12 protein-coding genes and 1 pseudogene are annotated in these 22,193 nt (G+C 72.8%); 5 read left to right on the forward strand and 8 right to left on the reverse strand.

The genetic code is table 11. The features are described from left to right. The first annotated feature begins 79 nt into the window (after positions 1-79). From ACIQU4_RS07975 to ACIQU4_RS07990, 4 genes and pseudogenes are all read left to right on the forward strand, one after another. On the forward strand, positions 80-2,623 hold the full coding sequence (locus ACIQU4_RS07975; protein ID WP_403727199.1) for an MFS transporter: 2,544 nt from the start codon (positions 80-82) through the stop codon (positions 2,621-2,623). A 104-nt stretch (positions 2,624-2,727) separates the two neighbouring features. Beyond that, a pseudogene (locus tag ACIQU4_RS07980) lies at positions 2,728-3,045 on the forward strand (enoyl-CoA hydratase-related protein); the annotation flags it as partial. A 120-nt stretch (positions 3,046-3,165) separates the two neighbouring features. Beyond that, complete coding sequence (locus ACIQU4_RS07985; protein WP_403727201.1) at positions 3,166-3,846, forward strand: DUF6338 family protein; 681 nt, start codon at positions 3,166-3,168, stop codon at positions 3,844-3,846. After that, the gene (locus ACIQU4_RS07990; RefSeq protein WP_403727202.1) at positions 3,830-4,009 is read left to right on the forward strand and encodes a hypothetical protein; all 180 of its coding nucleotides are present in this window, start codon (positions 3,830-3,832) and stop codon (positions 4,007-4,009) included. The genes ACIQU4_RS07985 and ACIQU4_RS07990 overlap by 17 nt, the downstream gene beginning before the upstream one ends. Before the next feature lie 9 nt (positions 4,010-4,018). Here the strand turns inward: ACIQU4_RS07990 and ACIQU4_RS07995 are convergent, their stop codons facing one another. The 6 genes from ACIQU4_RS07995 to ACIQU4_RS08020 all read right to left on the reverse strand — a co-directional run bounded on the left by ACIQU4_RS07995 (position 4,019) and on the right by ACIQU4_RS08020 (position 18,132). After that, a complete protein-coding gene (locus ACIQU4_RS07995; protein ID WP_403727204.1) occupies positions 4,019-8,926 on the reverse strand; it encodes a CHAT domain-containing protein in 4,908 nt (1,635 codons plus the stop codon). Positions 8,927-8,957: 31 nt separating this feature from the next. Further along, complete coding sequence (locus ACIQU4_RS08000; protein ID WP_403727205.1) at positions 8,958-12,599, reverse strand: right-handed parallel beta-helix repeat-containing protein; 3,642 nt, start codon at positions 12,597-12,599, stop codon at positions 8,958-8,960. A gap of 132 nt (positions 12,600-12,731) precedes the next feature. Further along, entirely contained in the window at positions 12,732-14,903 is a 2,172-nt protein-coding gene (locus tag ACIQU4_RS08005) for an ATP-binding protein (protein WP_403727206.1), read from the reverse strand. Then, complete coding sequence (locus ACIQU4_RS08010) at positions 14,837-15,628, reverse strand: AAA family ATPase (protein WP_403727208.1); 792 nt, start codon at positions 15,626-15,628, stop codon at positions 14,837-14,839. Before ACIQU4_RS08010 ends, ACIQU4_RS08005 begins: the two co-directional genes overlap by 67 nt. A 190-nt stretch (positions 15,629-15,818) precedes the next feature. Continuing rightward, on the reverse strand, positions 15,819-17,177 hold the full coding sequence (locus ACIQU4_RS08015) for a cytochrome P450 (protein WP_403727210.1): 1,359 nt from the start codon (positions 17,175-17,177) through the stop codon (positions 15,819-15,821). A gap of 22 nt (positions 17,178-17,199) precedes the next feature. Next, positions 17,200-18,132, reverse strand: a complete 933-nt coding sequence (locus ACIQU4_RS08020) for a terpene synthase family protein (RefSeq protein ID WP_403727211.1) — start codon at positions 18,130-18,132, stop codon at positions 17,200-17,202. A 627-nt stretch (positions 18,133-18,759) separates the two neighbouring features. Here ACIQU4_RS08020 and ACIQU4_RS08025 point away from each other — a divergent pair. Beyond that, positions 18,760-19,212: a hypothetical protein gene (locus ACIQU4_RS08025; protein ID WP_403727212.1), complete on the forward strand. Its 453-nt coding sequence runs from the start codon at positions 18,760-18,762 to the stop codon at positions 19,210-19,212. Positions 19,213-19,317: 105 nt separating this feature from the next. Here ACIQU4_RS08025 and ACIQU4_RS08030 read toward each other — a convergent pair whose 3' ends face one another. After that, the gene (locus tag ACIQU4_RS08030) at positions 19,318-21,051 is read right to left on the reverse strand and encodes a PQQ-binding-like beta-propeller repeat protein (RefSeq protein ID WP_403727214.1); all 1,734 of its coding nucleotides are present in this window, start codon (positions 21,049-21,051) and stop codon (positions 19,318-19,320) included. Positions 21,052-21,115: 64 nt separating this feature from the next. After that, a complete protein-coding gene (locus tag ACIQU4_RS08035; RefSeq protein WP_403727216.1) occupies positions 21,116-21,925 on the reverse strand; it encodes a dienelactone hydrolase family protein in 810 nt (269 codons plus the stop codon). Positions 21,926-22,193 lie beyond the last annotated feature (268 nt).

Consider the following 22,193-nt stretch of genomic DNA (forward strand, 5'->3'; position numbering starts at 1 on the left):
GGTTCACCGAGCCCGGTGGTGGTGATCGTTCCGCCTGATCTCCCCACCGCTGTCCGACAGTTGGCCTATCCTTCCCTCCGTGGACCAGCTGATCGCCGAAGACCCGACCCGTATCGGCCCGTACCGACTCATCGCCCGGCTGGGCGCCGGCGGGATGGGCCTGGTCTATCTGGGGCGCTCCGAGGCCGGCCGTACCGTCGCCGTGAAAGTCGTGCAGGCCGAGTACGCCGGCCACCCCGAGTTCCGCAGGCGCTTCGCCCGCGAAGTGGCCGCCGCGCGGCGGGTGGGCGGCGCTTGTACGGCGGCCGTGCTCGACGCCGATCCCGAGGCCGCGATCCCCTGGGTGGCGACCCAGTACATCCCCGGCCCCGACCTGCACGCCGTCGTCGCCGAGCACTTCGGGCCGCTGCCCGAGCACTCCGTCCACACCCTGGCCAACCGCCTCGCCCTCGCCCTCCAGGCCGTGCACGAGGCGGGCCTGATCCACCGCGACCTCAAGCCGTCCAACGTCCTCGTCACCGTCGACGGCCCCCGCGTCATCGACTTCGGGATCGCCCGGGCGATGGACAGCCTGGCCGAGGAGCACAGCCTGCACACCCGCACCGGCATGCTGATCGGTTCCCCCGGTTTCATGTCGCCGGAGCAGGTCCGCGGGCTCGAACTCACCCCTGCCAGCGACGTCTTCTGCCTGGGCGCCGTCCTCGTCTACGCCGCCACCGGACGCCTCCTCTTCGGCGCCACGGACACCGGTCTGAACGCCCACCTCTTCCGGGTCGCCGAGGAGGAGGCGGACCTGACCGGCGTACCGGAGGCGCTGGTCGACCTCGTACGGGCATGCCTGCACAAGGACCCGGCGCAGCGGCCGAGTCCCCGGGAGGTGGCCGAGCGTACGGCTACGGAAAAGGCAGGGGAGTGGCTGCCGGGCGCCGTGCTGGCGCAACTCGGCCGCCATGCCGCCGAGTTGCTCGACTACGCCCCGGTGATCCCCGCCCAGGCCACGGCCCCCGCCGAGCCGTCCGCTCCGCGGGACCAGCCCCGGGACCAGCCGCCGCCCCTGCCGCCCGCCTATGCCCCGGCGCCTGCGGCGCCCTTCGATCCCGCGCAGGGATTCGGACCGCCCCCGGGCGCGCCCGCGAGCGCCTGGCCGCTGACCCCGCCCGTGGCCTCCCTCCCCGACCCGGCGCCCGCGCACCCCAAGCGCTGGTGGGGCCTGGTGGTGATCGCCCTGGTGCAGCTGATGGTGTTGCTCCAGGCGGCGAACTTCAGCGTCGCGCTTCCGGCCGTTCAGGCCGCCCTGGACCTGCCCGCCGACGGCCTGCGGACGATGTCCGACGCCTACGTCATCGCCTTCGGCGCGGTGCTGCTGATCGGCGGGCACATCGCGGACCTCGTGGGACGCAAACAGATACTGATCGTCGGCCTGCTCGGCTGCGCGGCCGCCTCCGCGCTCGGCGGATCGGCCGGCGACTCCGGCACGCTCGTCTGGGCCCGCGTCCTCCAGGGCGTCTTCGGCGGGCTGCTGACACCGGCCGCGCTGTCCCTGGTTGCCACCGGCTTCACCGACCCGAAGGAGCGGGGCAGGGCCTTCGGGATCTACGCCGCGATCGCGGCCGGAGGTACGGCGCTCGGGACCGCCGAGGGCGGATGGCTGGTCGATTCCCTGAGCTGGCGCGGCTCGCTGTACGTCGGCACCCCCCTCGCCGTGATCGCCCTGATCGGAACGCTCGCCCTGGTGCACGAGCGCCCGGGCCGCACCGCGGGCCACTTCGACGTACCGGGCGTGCTGCTCGGCTCCGGCGGGGTCGCCGCCCTGATCTACGGACTGGGCGAGGCCCGGCCGCACGGCTGGGCCACCCCCTTGGTGCTGGTCCTGCTCGTGGGGGGCGTCCTCCTGCTCGTCGGATTCCTGTGGTGGCAGTCGGCGGCATCGAACCCGCTCCTCCCCGCGTACGTCTTCACGGACCCGAACCGCGCCGGCAGCCTCCTCGGCATGCTCCTGGCCGGCGCCGGCGTCTTCGCCCTGTACCCGGTCGTGGGCTACTACCTCCAGGTCGTCCTGCGCTACGACCCGGCCATGGCCGGAGAGGCCTTCCTCCCCATGGTCGCCGCGATCCTGATCGGCTCCACCCAGGTCTCCGCCCGACTGCTGCGCCGGGTCGCGCCGCGCGTCCCGATGCTGGCGGGCCTGGCGCTCACGGCCCTCGGGCTGTTCCTGCTGACCGGCCTGAGCTTCGAAAGCCCGTACGCGACCGGGGTGTTGCCCGGCATGCTCCTCGTCGGCCTCGGTGTCGGCCTGGCCTTCGTGCCGATCTTCGCCACCGTGACCGGCGGAGTCGCGGCGGAGCATTCCGGTGGAGCCGCGGCGGCCGTCTTCACGGCCCAGGCGCTGGGTACGGCGATCGGCGCGGCAGTGCTCGACACGGTGCTCTCCGGCCCCGTGGACCGCCTGCGCGCCGGGTCGGTGATGCCGCAGATGATCGAGAAGGAGCTGCTGCGCGCCCAGACCGCCGGCTTCTGGTGGGCGGCCGGCAGCGTGCTGCTCGCGGGCCTGATCGCCGGTCTGACGGTCCGGTCCCGCGCGCCCCGGGACAGCGCACAGCCGGCCCCCGCGGCAGGCGGGTGATCCGGCCCGCGTTCACCCACGCGGTGGAGGTGGCCGGACTTCCGGTGGAGGGGGGGACTTACCAGGACGTCCAACATGTGTTCGTGACCGAGCCCGCGGTGCAGGGCAAGGCGATGGAACTCTGCCTGACCGGACGGACCATGGACGCCGTCGAGGCCGAACGGGCCGGCCTGGTCTGCCGTATCGTCCCGGCGGACGAGCTGCTCGCCGAGGCCCTCGCCGTCGCCGGAACGGTGGCCGCCATGTCCGCCCCCGTCGCCATGATGGCCAAGGAAGCCGTGAACCGGGCCTTCGAGACCACCCTGGCCGAGGGCGTCCGCTTCGAACGCCGGCTGTTCCACGCCGTGTTCGCCACCGCAGACCAGAAGGAGGGCATGAGCGCCTTCGTGGACAAGCGCGCCGCGGACTTCACCCACCGCTGAGCCGACTGTGATCCCTCCCTCGCCCGGCCGGATCCCGACCCCCCGCGCGGCTCGTCGACGTACCGTGTGATCAAGGAGTCGGCATGCCCACGCGGGCCGGGAGGGGGAGGAGCGGGAGCCATGGTTCCGGGGACGGTACAGCAGCTCGCGATCCTGCTGATCCTGGTGCTGCCCGGGGTCTTCTACCAGGCGGTCCGGGAGCACCTGCGCGGCGCCGTCGCGGCCGAGCAGGAACCGCAGAACCGCCTCGTGCGCGCGATCGCTGCCGGGGCGCTGCTCGACACCGTGTACGCGCTCGCCGCCGGGCCGTGGCTGGTCGGCCTGCTCGCCGGTGACGGAGCCGGGCCGCTCGCCGGGGTGATGCGGCGCCCCCGGCAGGCGGGCCTCGCCGCGCTGCTCCTGGTGGTCGTGGTGCCGGCGGGCATCGCCTGGGTGGAGGCCGCCTGGGGGAGGCGGCGCAGGAGGGCCCGGTACGAGCCGACGCCGACGGCCTGGGACGCGCTGTTCCGCGACCGCGGGTCGTGCTTCGTCCGGGCCCGCCTCAAGAGCGGGCTGTGGGTGGGCGGTTGGCTGGGCCCGCAGTCGGCCGTGTCCGCCTTCCCCCAGCAGGGGGACCTCTACCTGCAGTCCCAGTACCGGATGGCACCCGATGGCCGGTTCCTCGGCCGGGTGGCCGACACCGGCGGGGTCTATCTCCGGGCCGCCGACATCGACGTACTGGAAGTCCTGCTGCCGCCCGCACCGCAACAGCCGCAGACACCCACCGACGAAGGGGAAGCCGTAGATGACACCGCATCGTGACGGGGCGTCCGACGAGGAACTGGAAGCCCTCGTGGAGGAGTTCTCCGATCGCCGGGTCTACCGGCCGACCGGCGACGCGGCCGAACCGGAGGACCTGCCCCAGGAGGGGTCGGGCACCGCGCAGGCCGAGCCGACCCCGTCCGCCGAACCGCCCGCAGGCTGAAAGGGCAGGTCAGGGACCCGCATGGATGTGCGCGGCCCACAGGTGCGGGGCGCGGGCGAGGCGCCCGCGCAGGGCCCGGACCGGCCGGTGCAGGGCCGCCGCCGGATCGATGGGCCGGCCGTGGGCGATGTCGTCGGCGAGCGCCGTGTAGAACTCCTCCGCCAGCCGCGTCGCCAGCTTGTCGGAGACCGGCCACAGCGTCCCCACCACATGGGGATATCCGGCCAGTTGGAACGACGCCGACAGGTGCACCGCCTCGTCGGGCAGCAGGAACCCGCCCTGGGACGTGGAACAGGCCGACAGGACGGCGAGGACCGCCGCGCCCGGGTGCTGCGCCGCGACGTCGAGCGCCGTGAGCCGCCCGTCGTGGAGGATCAGGCCGCTCTCGAAGAGGGACATCGGGTCGCTCACGCCGTGACAGCTGAAGTGGACCCACGGGTGGTCGGGCAGCGCCCGCCGGACCGCGTCGACGGTCGCCGCGGCGCCCGCGAGTTCGACCCCCGCCGGGAACAGCTCCCGTAGCAGCCGAGCCTCGCGCGAGGCTCCGGGCAGGGGCGCGGCGCCGGGCGTCTCGGCGAGCGCGACCACCAGCGGGGCAGGGGAGGACTGCGGCCCGGGAGCGGTGCCGGACGCCTGACGGGCGCGGACGAGCGCGCCCAGCGTCGGCGTGTACGAGGAGATGGCACGGTCCATGACGTTCTCGGCGGAACGGCCCTCCCGGCGGCCCGCGGCGTGCAGCGGCAGGAACGACAGCCAGCCCGTGGGACACCACCACAGCCGCGTCCACGGTTCGCCGTCGATCGGGACGGTACGCAGCCCCAGCCGGTCGAGGACCGGCCCGGCGACGGAGTCCCACAGCCACTCCAGCGTGTCGGAGAGCATCCGCATGGCGCTCACGGCCTCCTCGGCGCCCAGGTCTCCGTACGCCGCGTCGACCCCCGTGGCGAAGGTGACGGCGTGTTCCAGGACGGCGTCCGGGGTGAGGGCCGGGAGCGGGACCACCTCGACGCCCCCGCCGGCGGTGACGACGAGGGCATCGGAGCGGTACCGGCTGACGTTCACCACGACCACCGGTCCGGCGGACGCCGCGGCGATCAGGTCCGCGACCCGCGGCGGACGCAGGAAGTCCTCCAGCCCGGGCAGTTCCCGGATCCGGACCAGCAGCTCCTCCCAGCTCCGCGCCAGGGCGTACCGTGACTCGGCCAGGAGACCGGCATCCTGCTCGGTGGCCGGTGCGGCCGGTGACCCGAGGTCGGTACGGATGACCGCGGCCGGCGCCGGATCGGTGCTCAGCGCCTCCCGGATCCGCTCGAACTCGGCGGCCAGGGCCGCGGACGCCGCGCGCAGCCGGGAGAGGTCGCCGCGCATCTCCAGACCCTGGGCGAGCAGTACCCCGCGGCCCTGCTCAAGGAGGGTGAGGGCCGATTCCGGGTCGCCCACGCGCAGCGCCATTGCGGCGGCGTCGCAGGCGAGGCCCAGCCCGGCGCCGAGCCGGGCCGCCCGGTCGGCGCGCCCGAGGGTGTGCGGGGCGAGCCGGGGCAGCAGGCCGACGGCGTACGCGTATCCGGTGCGGGCCTCGGCGTCCCGGCCCGCGGTCGCCGCGACATCGCCCCAGGTCCGGGCGGCGAGCACCCGCACGGAGAGCGATGCCGCCTCGTTCCGTGCGGACCGCCGGGCCAGCCGGGTCGCCTCGGCCAGGTCGACGCTCTCGCCGAGCAGGGCGCGCCGCCACTGTGCCCGGGCCAGGACCCACTGGGTGCGGGCCCGGACGCGATGGCCCTCGGGCGTGAGGTCGAGCGCCTCCCGGGCGGCGGACACCGCGCGTTCGAGCGCCGCGCGGACCGCCGGTCCGGATTCCTCCTCGGCCTGCTCCGCGGTTTCCACGGCGGCGCCGGCCAGATTCGCCAGGGCGAGGGGCCGCAGCGGGTCGCGATCGCCGAGGCGGGCGACGGCCTCCTCCAGGGCCTGCCACGATGCGGCGAGGGTGCCCGGGTCCGGTTCCCCGTCCGGTCCCGGCTCCAGGGCGAGGTCGTGCAAGAGGACGCCGAGGTTGACGCGGGCCAGGTCCGGACCGTGCCGCACACCGTGCTCCAGCGTGCTCGCCTCACGCAGCAGCGCGACCGCCTCCTCGGCCGCGGCCCGGTCCTCCGTGACCCCGTACCAGGCGCGCAGCGCCTCGGCGAGGTTGGAGAGCAGGCCGGCGCGCTCGAAGACGCGCGGCGGGCTTTCGTCGACCGCGCGGCGCAGTACGGTCACGGCCTCGGCGAGCCAGACGCGGTCACCGGTGATCCTGGCCCGCTGCATCAGCACGGAACCCAGGTTCGTGAGCACCATGCCGAGCTGCGCGTGGCGTGCGGGCGCGGTGGCGACGGCCTCGCGCAGTGTGCCGACCGCGGTGTCCATACGGGCCTCGTCGCCGGTGTCGACGGCAGCGCTCCACAGCATGTGGCCGTAACTGCTGAGCATGGCATGGCGCTCGCCGGAGACCCGGGGAGCCGCCGCCAGGGCCGCCCGGTAGTGCTGCAGGGCCTCCTCGCGGACCGTTTCGTCGTGCGTGAGGCGGAAGCGCTCACCGAGGACGTTCGCCAGCCCCAGCAGGGCGCCGGGGAGGCTGAGGGCCTCGTCGCCCGTGCCGTGCCCGCCCGTGCCGTTCCCGCCCGTGCCGTTCCCGTCCGTTCGGGACAACGCGGCGACGGCTCTGCGGTGCCACGAGACGGCCTCTTCGAGGGGAGCGCCGTCTCCGGTGAAACGGGTGAGTGAGCGCAGCGCGTTGCCCAGGCGGCTGTAGCTCGCCGCGCTGCCGGGCACGGTGGGCGCACCGGCCCGGGCCGCCTCGCGCAGCACCTCCACGGCCTCCACGACGAGGGTCGCGTCGGAGCGGAACTGTGCGAGCTGTTGCAGGGCGTCCCCGAGATTGCCGAGCCGGTGCGGCCGGTAGTGGTCGTCCGGGGCGCTCACGGCCACCGCGTCCCGGTGCGCTTGAACCCCCTCGGCCAGCAGTTCCTCGTCGACGGCCAGGGAGGCGAGCCCCACGAGGGCGACGCCGAGGTTGGAGCGGCTCACCGCCTCCTGGCGCGCGTCCCCCTCCGCGGCCGAGGCCACCGCCTGGCGCAGGAGGCGTACCGCCTCGGAGTACTCGGCCGGATCGTTCTCCTCACGGGCGCGGTCCAAGTGCACGCCGGCGAAGTCGGACAGGTACTCCGAGCGGCGCGCATCGTCGGCGCCGAGCAGGTCGACTCCCTGCCGCATCAGGGAGACACCCTCGGTCCACTGCCTGTGCCGGGCCACCACGGCACCGAGGGCGAACCGCACCGTGGCCTCGTAACCGGTGCTCTCGCCCGGCAGCGTGAGGCACTCCCGGAACACCCGTACGGCCTCGTCGGTGGCGGCCTCCGCGACCGCACCCGTGCCGTGCCCCACGGCCGCGAGCGCCCGGGCCAGCTTGAGCAGCACCTCGGCCCGCTGCGGAGAGCCGGGCGGCGTGGCGGCGGCCAGAGCGCGCAGCATGGCGAGCGCTTCCGCGAGCGCCTCGGGCGCGGCGACGGCGTCGGCGTGCAGACGCAGCAGGTCGGCGAGGTCCACGGTCCGGGTGACATGCGGCGGGGTGTCGGGCGCGGTCGCCTCCAGTGCGCGTCGGGCGCAGTCGACCGCGGCCTCCAGGTCGTCGAGGCGGCCCCGCTCGACGTAGCGGGAGCGCAGGACCTGGCTCAGCACGTACTGCGCCTGGGTGTGCGCGGGATGCCCGGGAGGGGCGGCCTCCATGGCCTCGCGCGCGGCGGTGTACGCGCCGTCGAGGGCACGGGGATCTGCCGTGTTCACGTTGCGGCCGCTGAGCACGAGGGCGAGATGGCCGAGGTACACGGCCCGTTCGAGGGGGTTGAGGGCCGTGGCGGACGCCTGGCGGAGGGCGTCGACCCCCTCCTCGAAGAGGGCGGTGCGCTCGCCCGGCTGCAGGGGCCGGTCCGCCCGCCCCGGTGGCGCGAGCGAGAGGGAGACCAGTGCCATGCCCAGGTCGGAGAGGTACGCGGCGGACGGCTGACCGGATCCGGACGCGGCCGCCACGGCGCGGCGCAGGAGTCCGACGCCCTCGGACAGCAGTGCGGGCTCGACGAGCGGGACCGCCGCCGAGGCGAGGGCGGCACCGAGCGCGGCGAGGTGCAGTACGTAGTGCGGGTCTTCCGGTTCGCTGGTACGGGTCGCCAGCCGCAGCTCGGCCACGCTCTCCCGTGCGGCCGCCGGGTCGCCCGTCGCCTCCGCCCAGTTCCTCAGGACGAACCCCAGGTTGCCGTGCCGGCGTGCCTGCTCGGCCCGGTCGCCGGGTGCGGCGGCCACCGCGGTGCGGCTGCGCTGCACGGCGTCGGCCAGGAACTCCCGGCCCGCGCCTTCCCGGAACGCGTACAGGAGCACGAGGCCGAAATCGGAGAGAGCGGCGCCCTGTTCGAGGCTGCCCGCGGGGAAGGCGTCGACCGCGTGGCGCAGCAGGATGCCCCCCGCCTGGAGCTGCACGGGATTGCGCTCCTGCTGGTACAGGGTGAGAACCGCAGTGCCGGTCAGGTACACGTCACCGGGATCGGTGTCCGCCCCCGCGGGCTCGCCCGCGAGGATCGCGACGACCGGCCCCAGCGGTGCCGGGACGCTCTCGGGATCGGCGCGGTGCACGTCGTGGAAGCAGAGCACGGCGCGGCCCAGAGCCGCCGGATCCGTTTCTCCACTGGCGAGATAGCGGCAGAAGCTGTGCCATGCGAAGGCGTGGACCGCGATCAGCAGGACGCTGCCGTCCGGCCGCAGGGCGGCCCGGCGCAACTCGTCGGCGGCTTCCGCGGCCGCGTCCGACAGGAACCAGCTCATTGCCTCCGGGTCGTGGGACTCCTGAGGGACGTGGGCGAGGATCCCGTTCGCCAAGTCCTCCACCGTCATGCCTGTGCGCCTTTCGCCTTGGCTCCGGGTGCTAACGCTCGCCCGGAATGTCGTCCGCGAGCAGCAGGACGAGCTCCTCGCGCGTCGGCTGCTCGTGCGCGGCCAGCCGCCCCGCCTGCCGTTCGACCATGCCCTCGAACAGGGTCCGTGCGTCCCGCCCGTTGACCGGCTCACCGCGCCGCGCACGCCGCTCGAAGCGTTCCGTGAGCAGCTCGCTGACCTCCGGGGCGAGCACGTACGCGAGGGCCCGTGCCTGGAGTTCGACCATCCGGGTCAGCTCATCGGGCTCGTACGCGACGAACTCGATGGTGCGCGAGAAGCGTGAGCGCAGACCGGGGTTGGAGTTCAGGAACGTCCGCATTTCCTCCGTGTAGCCGGCCGCGATCACCACGACGTCGTCGCGCTGGTCCTCCATGAGCTTGGTCAGCACGTCGATGGCCTCCTGGCCGAAGTCGGACCCGGCGCCGAACCGCCGCGACAGGCTGTACGCCTCGTCGATGAACAGGACGCCGCCCCGGGCCCGTTCGAAGACCCGCTGCGTCTTCTGCGCGGTCTGCCCGAGGTATTCGCCGACCAGATCGCCACGGGCCACCTCGACGAGGTGTCCCTTCTTCAATGTGCCGAGTGCGGCCAGGAGTTGTCCGTACAACCGGGCGACGGTCGTCTTCCCGGTGCCGGGCGGACCGGAGAAGACCAGGTGGTGCGCGAGGGGCGGAGCGGGCAGGCCCGCCTCCTTGCGCCACTTGGCCAGCCGGATCAGGTCCGCCTGGACACCGACCTGCTGTTTGGCCGCATCGAGGCCGATCATGGCGTGGAGCGCGGCGAGCGGGCCTGCTCCGGGCCGCTCGACGTCCGCGTCAGTGGCGCCCGTACGGACGTCGACGAGGGGGACGCGGTCGTTCCCGGAGACGGCCTCGCCGCGGAAACCGGTCACCTCGCAGTCCTCGAACCGGCCGATGACCGACTCCGCGAGCCGGATGCCGTCCTGCCCGCCCCCGCGCAGTACGGCATGGGCGACGGTCACCCGACTGTTGCCGTTCGCGATGACGGCGCATTTGGCCGAATCGGTGACCGTGAGCCGCTCGGCGTCCACGGTGGCGTTCGACACCGCCAGTACGCCGGCTTCCCCGGCGCCGGTCACGGCACAGTCCTGCGCCGAAAGGTTGGTGTTGTCACGGCAGTTGAAACCGAACAGGCCGGCCCGTTCGATGGTGCAACGCTCCGCCCGCAGCCGTGCCTTGCCCTCCAGGCAGACTCCGGAGGCGGCCAGGTCGACGATGGTCGCCCCGGCGAGGGTGACGGAGACCGCGTCGCCCCGGATCACCAGTCCGTCGTCACACTTCTCCAGGTGCACGTCGCTCAGCTCGGCCGTCGATTCATCGCGGATCAGGATCGCGGTCGCGCTCTGGTCGCTGATCCGCAGCCCGGTGAAACGTCCCTGTGCCTTCTCCGTGAGCAGCCCGACCCTCCCGCCCCGGACCACGCAGTCCTCCAGGACGGGAGCGCCGCCGTCCGACACGCTGATGCCGGTGTCACCGGTGGCCTCCCATGCGCAGCCGACGAACCGGCCGCGCCCCTGCTCACCCACGCTCACCCCGGTGACGCGGCAGTCGCGGAACCGGACCCGGCGCACGACGGGGCCGGCGCCGCGGGCCACGTACATCCCGTGCTTGGCGCCGGAGACGGTGGTGTCCTCGACGGTTCCGCGGGCCTGATCGACGTACGAAAGGGCCGTCGACGCGATGTCGCGGATCTGGCAGCGCGCCATGTCGACCTCCGCGTGATCGCGGGCGAGCACCGCGTGGCTGCCGGCGCCGTACAGCTCGCAGTCCTCGATGACGGCGGAGGACGCGATGACGCTCACGGCCGAGCCCCGGGCATCGGACACCTGGCAGTCACGGAGCTCGGCGCGGGCTCCCTCGGTCAGGGCGATCGCGTCGGCCTTCGCTTCTTGGAACCGGCTCCGGCGGACGATGGCGCGGGCCCCGGCCAGTGCGGTGCGGCCCACCCGGACCTCGCAGTCCTCGACGGTCAACTCGGCGCCGTTCACCGCCTGTACGGCGTCCTCGGCCCACCCTTCGACGGCGCAGCCGCTCAGCCGCAGCCGGCCGTCCGCCCGTACGGCGGCCATCGCCCGGCCGACGATGCGCAGCCCGGTGAGGGTGACGTGCCCGGAGCAGTCGACGGCCGCCGCGCCCGCCGTCCCGGCCGGCACGTCGATCACCACGGTGTGCCCGCCCTGGGCGGCGCACAGTTCGACGGTGCCCGACGGCCGGAGGGCCTGCGGGTAGGTGCCGGGTTCGATCACGACCCGTACCGGCCGGGCCCCCGCCTCGACCCTCAGGGCGGAGGCGATGGTGCGGTGGGCGCCCGGCGCGGTCGGCGAGACGTACAGGGTGAGCGTCTCTCCGGTGGCGGCGGCGGATGCCGACCCGCCGTGCGCGGCGCCACCGCCACCGCCACCGTCACCACCCCCGTCCCCGTCCCCGTCGGATCGGACCCGGTCGAGCGCTGCGGCCAACTGCTGCGGGAACACGTCGAGTCCGTGCCAGTACTGCAGGCCGGGGGAGTGCAGCGGCGCGATCTCGACGAGCCGCGGATCGGTCCGTACGGGGAAGGCCCGGCCCGCCAGCGGTGCGGGCGGCGCGGCGTGGGGCGCCGGCCGCGCCAGGACCGCGGTGGCCGATCCCGGGGACCCGCCGCGCCGGCTCAGGGCCGGACCGATCGTGACCTCGCTCAACTCGCCCCAGTTCACCAGGCGTTCGGCGCCGCCCACGCCGAGTCGCAGCCCTTCGCCGTCCAGGCGCAGCCGACAGCGCCGGCACAGACGCCGGGCCAGCCACCCCGTACCCGCCACGGCGCAGACGACCCCCGCTGCCGCGGTGGCGGCCCGCGTCGGGAACCCGACTCCGTGGCCCGCCGACCCCGCACCCGCGGCGAGCATGCCGGCCACGATCACCAGCCACCGCACCCGCAACACGAGGACCGCCGGCCAGGTCAGCAGCCGCCCCGGTACGGTCACTCCACCGGTCCGGTCGAAGGGGAGCGCGGCGGACCCGTGCCAGCGGCTTCCCGCGTACGGAACGAATAGCTGCTCCAAGCGCGACGGAGCCTGCTCCGAAGTCCCCACCTCCACGTGCCGGAGGTCGAAGGAGACGGCCTGCCAGTGCCGGTCCCACTTCGGCGAACCGCGCAGCGCGAGCCCTGCCGGACTGCCCGCACGCGGCCGGATCACGAGTCGCCCCTGAAAGGCCGCGACCGCGGCCGCCGCGGCGGAGGTGCCGACCGCGGAAGCCCCTTGGGCGGCCGGACCGGTCTTCCGCGAGGGCAGCAGGAACAGCGCCTCCACGTCGTCCCACGCAAGCCGCACCCGGCGCCGCCCGCGCCGCAGTTCGACGCCACCCGGCCCCACGGTGAGGACGTCCGGGGACAATGCCTCCACGAGCAGCGGCACCAGCACCACGGCCCACACGGCGGCGCCGGCCCCCAGTACGGCCCGCTGCGCCGGACTGCCGGCGCTCCGCACGGCACCGAACGCACAGAGCGCGAGCGCCACGGCCGCAAGCACGCCCAGGGCAACCACCGCCGGCCGGGCCCCGGTCGAGGCCCCGAGGCGGGTGGCCTCGGGAGGCCCCCCGTCCTGGACATCGGACCCCACAGACTGCGTCGCCATCACACCCCCGTCGGCATGCGTTCGCATGTCCGTTCAAGCTAATGCAGGGGTGCGAGGGCGACGTCAGTGATGATTTCCTCAGCGACCGGTTTCGGCCAGGGCGATCGTGGTCAGAGTGTCGTGGTCAGGCAGTCAGATCCCCAGGGCCCTGCGGAGGCCGAGGCGGTCGGTGCCGAGCTTGGTGAAGACCGCAGAGAGGAGTTCGGAGACCGCCTGGGGGTTGCTGTGCATCTTCGCCGCGATCGCCGCGTTGTCGAGGCCCAGCGCGGCGTGCTCGGCCGCCGCGCTCTCGGTCACGGTCAACGTGTCCTGCTCGAAGGTGTGCAGCCGGCGCGGGCGCAGTCCGGCCGACACCAGCTGGGAGCGGGCGCGGCGCGCGAGGCCGTCGGCGCCGCAGGCCGCGGCGGTCTCCATGCCCCGGTAGAGCTGCTGCGCCGCCCGGTGGGGGTCACCGAGGATGTGCAGGGCCGTGCCGTGATCGACGAGCGCGTGGGCGAGTTCGCAGGCGGCCGGGGACTGTTCGAGGTGGCCCACCGCCTCCTGCAGCAGGACGGCCGCCTGCGCCGGATCCGTGACCGCCGCCGACACGCGCAGGGCGTGGCCGATGGCGCTGGACGTACCGAACGCGTTCGCCCGGGCCACCGCTTCTGCCGCCGTGGCACGCGCCTGCTCGGGCGCGCGGGAGAACTGTGCCAGCGCCAGGTCCAGTTGCCACGGACTCCACGACGGATTGCGCGTGCCGCGCAGATCGAGCCGCTTGCCCGCCGCGGCCAGGTGCCGCAGCGCCTCGTCGGTCCGGCCCTGGGCCAGCAGCAGCTTGCCCCACACGGCCTGCGGGTCGGGATAGACGACGGCGTTCGGGAAGCCCTCGCCCAGCTTGTAGGCGTCGGCGACCCGCTGCGCCTCCTCGGTGTTCCCGCGGGCGAGCAGTGTCTCGATGAGCGTTCCGATCGCGTACCACTGCGCCGGGATCCCCTGTCCGACACGGTCGGCGATCTGCAGGCCGTTGCGTACGAAGTCCTCCGCCTCGGCGAGCCGCCCGCGCCGGTAGCGGACGTACCCGAGCAGGGTGTACACGAACGACAGGTGCGCGCCGCGCCAGCCCTTCGCCTCGAACTCGACGATGCCGGTGTTGAACAGGTCCTCGGCGCGGCCCGGCTGGTCGCAGTACATCAGCGTGACCGCGATGACCGCCGGCACTTCGAACCCGAAGTCCTGGTCGGTCCAGCTCATCCCGCCGTCCAGCGCCTGTTCCGCGAAGTCCAGGGCCGTGGTGGCGGGCTCGCCGCGCATGGCGGCGTCCCAGGCCCGCAGGCCCAGGATGTGCCGCTCGGCCAGACCGCGGCCGGTGATCCGCTTGGCGAACTGGGCGAGGAGCCGGGAGCGGGCGGGCGAGTTCTCCTCGTCGACCCGGACCGAGTTCCACTTGAACTGCTCGGCCTGCATGCGCAGCCGGGTGCGGGAGCTGGTGGCCTGCTTGGCCTCTTCCTGGAGGAGCCCGGCGGCCTCCGCCAGCTGACCCGTGTGGGCGAGGGCCTGGGCCAGCCGGTACGTGATCGCCTCCCGCAGGCTCTGTTCGGCCTTGGGCTCTTCCAGCGCGGCTCTGAGCTGGTTGATGGTGGTCGCGGGATCGTGCAGGAGGTTCGCGGAGCCGAGCTCGAACAGCACCTCGGCCCGGTCCTCCGTGTCCGGAGGCTCGCGCAGCGCACGGGCCAGATAGCGGCGTGCGGCGTCGGGCGCTCCCGCGGAGAAGCTGTCGCGCGCGGCCTGGCGCAGCTGCTGTACGACCCAGGGGTCGCCGTCGGGGTGCATCTCCAGCAGGTGACGGGCCGCGGCCGCGGCTCCCTGCCCGTCGTCGACCAGGGCCTGCGCGGCCATGCCGTGCATCGCGACGCGCACACCGGGCGGAATCGACCGGTACACGGCGGTGGCCACGAGCGGATGGAAGAACTCGACGACCTCCTTGCGGCGCAGGCCCGTGAGGACGGTCAGGATGCGCGCGGACCGCAGCTGGGTGATGGCGTCGGCGACCTGTGCGTCACCGAGGGCCGCCACGCTTCCGACGATGCCGGTCGGGACGGCGGTGCCGAGAACCGCTGCGGCCCAGGCGAGCCGGACGATGGACGGACCGAGCTGTTCGAGGCGGTCGATCAGGCCGCTGCCCTTGACGGCGGAGGCCAGATCGCGCAGCTCGGGAATGCTGTCCTGGTGCGGCTTCAGCTCGCGGTCGCGGCCCTTCATCGCCAGTTCGACGACCTCGAAGGGGTTTCCGCCGGTGATCGCCCAGCATTCGCGGCAGAACACGTCATCGGCGCTCTGGCCGAGGGCCGCACTATGCGGGCCACCGCGGTCGTGGTGAGCGGAGCGAGCTCGTGCGGACGGGTCCCCTGCCGGCTCATCAGGGCGCGCAGCGCTCCCGCGCCGGCGGGGATCTCGTCCGGTCGGCAGGCCACCATGATGAGCATGGCGAGCTCCTCGGCCCGCGCCGCGAACGCGGTCAGCCAGGCCAGGGACTCGGCGTCCGCCCAGTGCGCGTCGTCCAGGATCAGGACGACGGGCGCGCTGCGCACCGTCAGGTGGGTGACGACCCAGTCCAGGCCGTCGCGCACGCCCTGCGGGTCGGGTGCCGTCGGGCCTTCCGGGGCGGCGGTGAGTCCGAGCGCCGGGGCGACGATGCTATACCAGGTGCCGAGGACGTCACGGCGTTCGTCCTCGGTCATGGCGGCGAAGGCCGGCTGGATGAGCTGCCGCATGACGTGGAACGGAACCTGCTTCTCCTGCTCGCCGCCGCGGGCGAACAGTACGGTGCACGAGCGCTCGGCCGCGTGCCGGCGGGCCTCGCCCAACAGGGTGGTCTTGCCGATGCCGCCCGATCCCGCGAAGGTCAGGACACCTCCGCGGCGTGCGGTGGGACCGTTCTCCGAGGTGCCGCACAGCTCGTCCACCGCGCGGTGGATCGCGCGAATCTCGGATTCCCGTTCGAGCAGCGGCTGGGTCGCCCACCCTTGCGGTTCCGTGACATGTGACATTCTTGCCCCCTCCAGCGCGTGCGGCCGAGTGTACGACCCTGGGGACGAGAAGTTGCTGCTTAAGCACATTATTGCGGGATCACGTCACCCGTAAGGGGACAACGCTGTATCCTCTTCTGGCTTTACGCGGGCCGTGACGGCGGGTGATCCCTGAACTCGCCTTGAAATGAGCGGAATCGATCAGATTCCGTCAATGGCGTGAAACGGGGATCATCGGAAGCTCGCTGGGCTGGGGCATCCCCGCCGGGAGTTCCCGTACCGTCACCCCCGGAGCGGGCACCAGCCGCCACCGCGAGGCCACCGTCGCGACGGCGGTCAGGATCTCCGCCACGGCGAACGTGTCCCCGATGCACTTGTGCTGGCCGGCGCTGAACGGGATGTACCGGTGCGCGCGCGGCTGCTCGTCCGCGTTCTCCTGCCACCGTTCCGGATCGAACACCGTGGGATCGCGGAACAGCGCCGGGTCACGGTGCAACGCGTAGGGACTGTAGGCCAGTTCGGCTCCGGCCGGAATCGAGACGCCGCCCAGCGTGAGCGGGACCAGCGCCCGCCGGGTGAACAGCAGTGGCGAGTGGAGACGCAGGGCCTCCTGGAACACGTGGTTGGCGTACGGCAGTTGCGCGATGTCGGACGGGCGGACGCGGCGCGTGCCCACCACCGCGTCGACCTCTTCGTGGAGACGCTTCTCCACCTCGGGATGGCGGCCGACCTCGTGGAAGACCCAGGACAGGGTGGTCGCCGAGGTTTCCGTACCGGAGAACAGGATGGCGATGACCTCGTCCCGCACCTGCTCGGGGCTCATCGTCGTGCCCGTCTCCGGGTCGACGCTCGACAGAAGCAGGGACAGGAGGTCGTGGCGCCCCTCCTCGGCCTCCTCGGCGTCGTACTGCGCGATCACCTGGTCGATGATCCCCCGCAGCCGGGCGGCCGCCGCGTCGAAGCGCCGGTTCAGCGGGATCGGCAGCCGGTCCAGGGACTTGGGCATGACCGCCCGCAGCAGCATCCCCTCCAGGACGATCGGCAGCGAGCGGTGCACCTCGGCGATGGCGGGCCGGCTCAGGTCACCTGAGAAGATCATCTCGGCCACCGAGGACAGCGCGTACCGTCGCGCCTCGGTGACCATCGAGACCTCCCGGCCCGCCGTCCACGACGCCGTCATCTCCTCCGCCGCCCGGCTCATCACCTCGGCGTACTCGGTGATGTGGCTCCGGTGGAACGCCGGCTGGATCATCCGGCGCTGCTTGCGGTGGAACTCGCCGTCCGTCGTCACGATGCCGTTGCCGAACATCGGCCGCAGCCTGTCGAAGATCCGGCCGCGCCCGAACTTCTGCGCCTGCTGGACCAGTACGGCGTGGACGTGCTCCGGGCTCGTCAGTACGTGGACGGGCCAGGTGCCGATGTCGAGCCGCACGATGTCGCCGTGCTCGCGCAGCGATTCGAGGAAGGCGATCGGCTGCCGCCACAGGGGGATGGCGTGGCCCAGGAGCGGTAACCGCCCCGGAGCCGCCGGTGCGTGGACCGCAGGGCCGAGTTGTTCCGTACGGGCCATGGGTCGACTCCCTGTCATGCCGTCATGCCACCGAAACGAGGTCCGGGCGGGTGTACGCGGACTCCAGCCCGGCCGCGAACCGTTCGTCGCTGTACCGTGTGCACTCGTAACGCTGCCACAGATCGGCGCCGATCATCCAGTCTTCGTAACTCCGCACGCAGCGGGTGACCGCCACACGCGCGGAGGGGTCCATCTCGCCCTGGGCGTCGATGACTTGAAACAGTCGGCGCTCCGCCGCCACGTAGTCCTCTATGCGGACTTGGATGCGGGCCTCGACCGACCGGACCGCCTCCGGAAGCGAACGTCCTTCCCAGGAGGCGATGAGGGAGACCAGGTTGTTGTTGTCCCCGCAGGCGTGCTCCTTCGGCAGCGAGAACAGGTCGTTGCCCCACGAGATGATGTCCACGGCGCTCTCCACGACCGCCTGGAAAGCCGGGAGGTCGTGGACGTGCTGCGGCAGGTCGATTCCCAGTCCGGCCTCCACCATGTCCATCATCGGCAGCAGTTGGGAACTGTGCCGGCGCATGAGCACGTAGTCCCGGATCGAAGTGCGCCTGACGGCGCCGCGATTGCCCGCCTCCTGGTCCAGCGAGTGCAGCATCTGGGGGACATGTGTTCGGTATCGGGTCGCCGTGCCGGTGGACATGCCGTCCAGGATCCGGTCGCACAGCTCGATGAATCCGCCCACCAGTGGATTGTGGCGCGATGACGACCGTGAGGTCCTGCCCGTGGCCAGGTACTCGGTGATGGCATCGGTGACGGGCCGCCAGGCGGCAAGTTCACCCGTCCGGATGAGGTGGTCGTGCTGATCGTCCAGGACGAACGACCAGGCCATCCACTCGGCGAGCAGCACGATGGTCTCGTACGGCACCTCGCCGCTCACGCGGCCCGCGAGGTGTCCGCAGCCGATCGCCGTGAACTGTTCGGCGGCATCGGTGACGAGCTCGTGGCCCAACGCCCATGACGTGGCCTCGGCGTTGGCCCGTGCAGCCAGTGGATGCTTGGAGTTCCCGAACGGAAGGTGGAAATCGGGAACAGGGAAAGGGTCGAGCCGGGCCATTGATCCCCCCACGGAAGAGTCGGATTCGCCAATACCCGCTCAATGTACGATCGTCATGACACGTGCGATTTCGGAGCGCCCCCGCCGCCGCGGCGTCGTCACGGCCGCACACTCCGCAACTGCCGCAAAGAACCGGTCGGGATCCGACCAGAACCCGTCCGCGCACGACTACATCAGGCCACCCGTGAAGTAATTAACCCTCAGGGCGCAGCGCACTGTCAATGTAGAAAGTGGGGAGATGCTGCATTCTCCCTGCTATTACACAAGGAATATCCCCAAAGGATATGCGGGTGGCATAGTCCCGGCTATTCGGAGGAGGAGCCTCCGGATCGGCCGGCCGCCATGGACGTCTTCCGGCCACTCATCGAACCGTTGGAACGGCCGCCCGCGAACTCGGTTGGCCGTCGCCCCCGTTGAAGGTGGGGCTGGGGTGCCGTCCGCCGGTGGCCGAAGAGCGCCGTGGAGGTGCGGGGCACTCCCTACACTTCGGGAGGACGTGGCCGTCCGGGAGGGGCGGGGAAAATGATCGAGCACCATGCGGCAGACTCGGGCGACGGCGAGGAGGCCGATGTCCTGGGTCCCTACCTCGAACTCCTGCGGGGGCGCCTGAGCGGCGAGCGGTTCGAGGTGCTCATCCGGGCCGTCCAGACCACCTGCGCGCTGCTCGCCGACGGCCGCGATGCCGTTCTCGAAGTGCCGGGAGACACCGATCTCGCCCCCGACCTGCAGTGCGAGTACCTGTCCCTGATGGCCGTGATGATCACGGGCCACCTCGACCACCGCCTCGTCGAACTGGCCGCCCCCGACGGCGGCAAGGGCTGGGCGGTCGTGGACAACACCCGCCCCCGCCAGGAGCCCGCGCTCGCGGGGTCCTTGTCCCCGTGCGATGCCGCCGAGCGGGCGTGGATCGCCAAGGAGCTCGACGGCATCGCACGCGCCTCGGACGACCCGGGCGGCGGGAGCGCACGGGGCTGACGCAGCACGCAGGCCGGGCCGGCCGGCCTGCTGGTGTTGTTGCCGGTGTCCGGGTCGGCCGTCAGCGCGCTCACGGCTCTCCCGGCAGCCGCACCGCCCCTTCTCCTACCGGCCGAAGGAAAGGATGGCGTGCGACACCTCCGACGGCTTGGGGCTGTACACCCGGCCGTTGAGCAGGAAGAGCCGTCCGCCCGCCCAGGCCATGCGCACCAAGTTGGGGTAGAAGACGGATTGGGCGCCCTTGGTGCCTTCCGGGCTCGCCAGGACCACCTGCGGTTCGCCGCCGGTCGCCACCGGGAGCGCCGCGACCGCGCCCGCCGCTTGGGCGCCGGACTGGACGTAGACGAGGAGCTTGCCGTCCTCGACGGCCAGCGGCCACATGGCACGGTCCTTGGGCGCGGCCGCATGCCATTTCTCGGCACCGCTGTTCAGATCGACCGCGACGACCTCGTCCGTCGTGTCGATGCCGAGGCTCGTGCCGGGCTTGCCCGCGGCGATGTAGAGCGTGTCGGCGTCGACGACGGCGCCGACGCAGCCGTGCAGGTCACCGCTTCCGTCGCCCCATCCGTTGCACCGGCCGGGGACCCCGAACTTGGACTCGGTCTGCGAGCGGATCTTGCCTTCGGCCGTGAAGGCCGTGATGTTCCAGATCTTCCGGTCGGAGTGGTACGCGGCCACGACCAGGGGGTCCACCGAGTAGATCCGGCCGAGGTTCCAGCCCTTCTCGTACTGGTAGTTCCACTTGGGCGCGCCCGTCGCCGGGTCGGCCTCCTCGATCATGGTCTGGGACTTTCCGGCGTCGTTCGGGTCGGGGCAGCTCCGTACGTTGATCAATTTGGCACCGCCGCCGCCGACGGCCGCCGGATAGCACGCACCCGTCATCGACGTACCGAAGAGCTTGCGGCCGTCGGTGACCGAGAAGCCGCTGACGACGGCCGACCGGGCGACCGCGACGGTGTCCCCGGCGATCGCCAGCCTGAACTCGACTGCGGTGTCATAGGACTTCTCCTGCGGCACCTCGACCTTCCAGCCCGCCTTGCCCGTGGTCAGGTCGATCTGCTGGAGGTGGGTGCAGCGGGCGCTCTCGCTGTCGCTCGACTTGACGCCGACGACGAGTTTTCCGTTCGCGGACGGGGCCGGCGCGACTGCGCACAGCGGACTCTCCAGCGCGACCTTCCACTTCTCCCGGCCATCGGTCACCGCGTGGGCGGTGACCTCCTTGAACATCGCCCTGACCACCACGTCGCCCACCCGCCACGGGCCGTACTGCGAGGTCCCGGAACCGGGAACTTCGCTCCTGTTCTCACTCAGCCAGACCGGCGCCTCGCCCGGCTTGATCCCGGCGTTGAGGTCGGACACGTCCGGGCCGCCGCCCGGGCCCTTGCCGTCGCCCTTGTCGACCGAGGGGGAGCCGGACGGCGTGGCCGATTCCGTACCCCCGGCTCCGGCCCCGGCCACCGGCTTGTCGCGGCCGGTCCCCACCAGGGCGTACACGCCACCGCCGATCACCAGCAGGCCCGCGACCAACGCCGCGATCAGCGCGGCGGGCCGGCCCCGGAGCGGGCTCCTGCTCGCCCCGCCCGGCGTGGGCGGCAACGGGCCGCCGACGAGCGGCTGTTGCCCCGGACGGCCATGAACACCAGGTGGGGGAGGCGGCAAGGGCGCGGGCTGCGGCTGCGCGTAGGGGTTCCCCGGCAGGGGTCCGGAACCGGGCGCCGGCGCACGGTAGTCGGAGCCGTAGCCGGGCTGTACGGCAGGCGGCGGAGTGGGGCCTGCCGTCTGCCCCGCGGGCCACGGCTGGTCAGGGTCGGGCAGTTCGTCGAGGTCGTGACCGGTCATGGTGCAAGTGTTGCCGGTGAGCCAACCCGGCCGGAACACGTTTCTGGACGAATGGCTGTCCGGTTCATCCGTCCAATCGTGCGTGCAGGAACGCGGTGACCTCCGCGCGCGCCCTCAAGGCCGGGTGATCCCGCGGGGTTTCGCGGACCTCCAGGGTCAGCACCGCATGGGCCTGCCGCCCGAAGCCGTCGTCGTTGCCCGGCGCCGAGCTGAGCCGGATGACCTTGAAGGCCTCGCCGAGCCGGGAGCTCAGGGTGTCGAACCGCTCCTCGGGGGCCATCCAGTCCTCGCTGAAGCGAAGCCCCATGACGCACAGGCCGTTGTTCCGGGTGCGCTCGACGACGCGCTGCAGCTCGTCCTCGGAGACACCGGCGTCCGCGCGCCGGGTGGCGGTCAGCGCGATCGGGGCCGACGGCTGGCTCATCACGGGGGCCAGAACGACGTCGTCCACCGCCGCGGCCAGGGCGAAACCGCCCGTGAAGCAGAGACCGATGACACCGACCCCGGCGGCGGGCGTACGGGCGGCGAGGTCGCGGGCGAGGGCCCTGAGGTAGTCGGCGACGGGCCGGCGGGCGTTCGTGGCGAAGGCCCGGAACTCCGCGGACACGCAGATGCGGGCGAAGACCGCCGCCGTCCGGGCGAGTGACAAGGGCTTGCCGGGCGTGCCGAACAGCGAGGGCATCACGACGGTGAACCCCTCGTCCACCAGGTGTTCGGCGAGGCCGAGCACCTCGGGCGTGATGCCGGGCAGCTCCGGCAGGAGCACCACGCCCGGCCCTTCGCCCTTCTCGAAGCAGTCGTACGTGAGCCCCTCGGCGGAGAAGGGAGCCCGGCTCCAGCCGGCGAGGGTGGAAGTCGGTGCGGTGCCTGTCATTGCCCCTGCTCTCGGTCGGGTCCCGGCGTCGGCAGCCGACTGTACGCCGCGTCCATGCCAAGCGGGCGGCCGGACCGGTCTGCGTCAACAGCGAGGGGGCCCGGTCATCCTCCCGGAGCCGCCCGACCCCGTCGGGTGAACCGGGCCTCCACCGGATCCGCCAAGGCCCGTGGGCACTGGTCCGGCAGGGGCCCCGGGGCCGGATCCGCGCGGGGGCGAGAGGCGCGAACGGAGCTCCGGCCGCGCGGAAAGGATCACATCCGATGCC

Origin of the sequence: Streptomyces sp. NPDC090741, assembly GCF_044769045.1 — a bacterium.
In the GTDB taxonomy this organism is placed as follows: Bacteria; Actinomycetota; Actinomycetes; order Streptomycetales; family Streptomycetaceae; genus Streptomyces.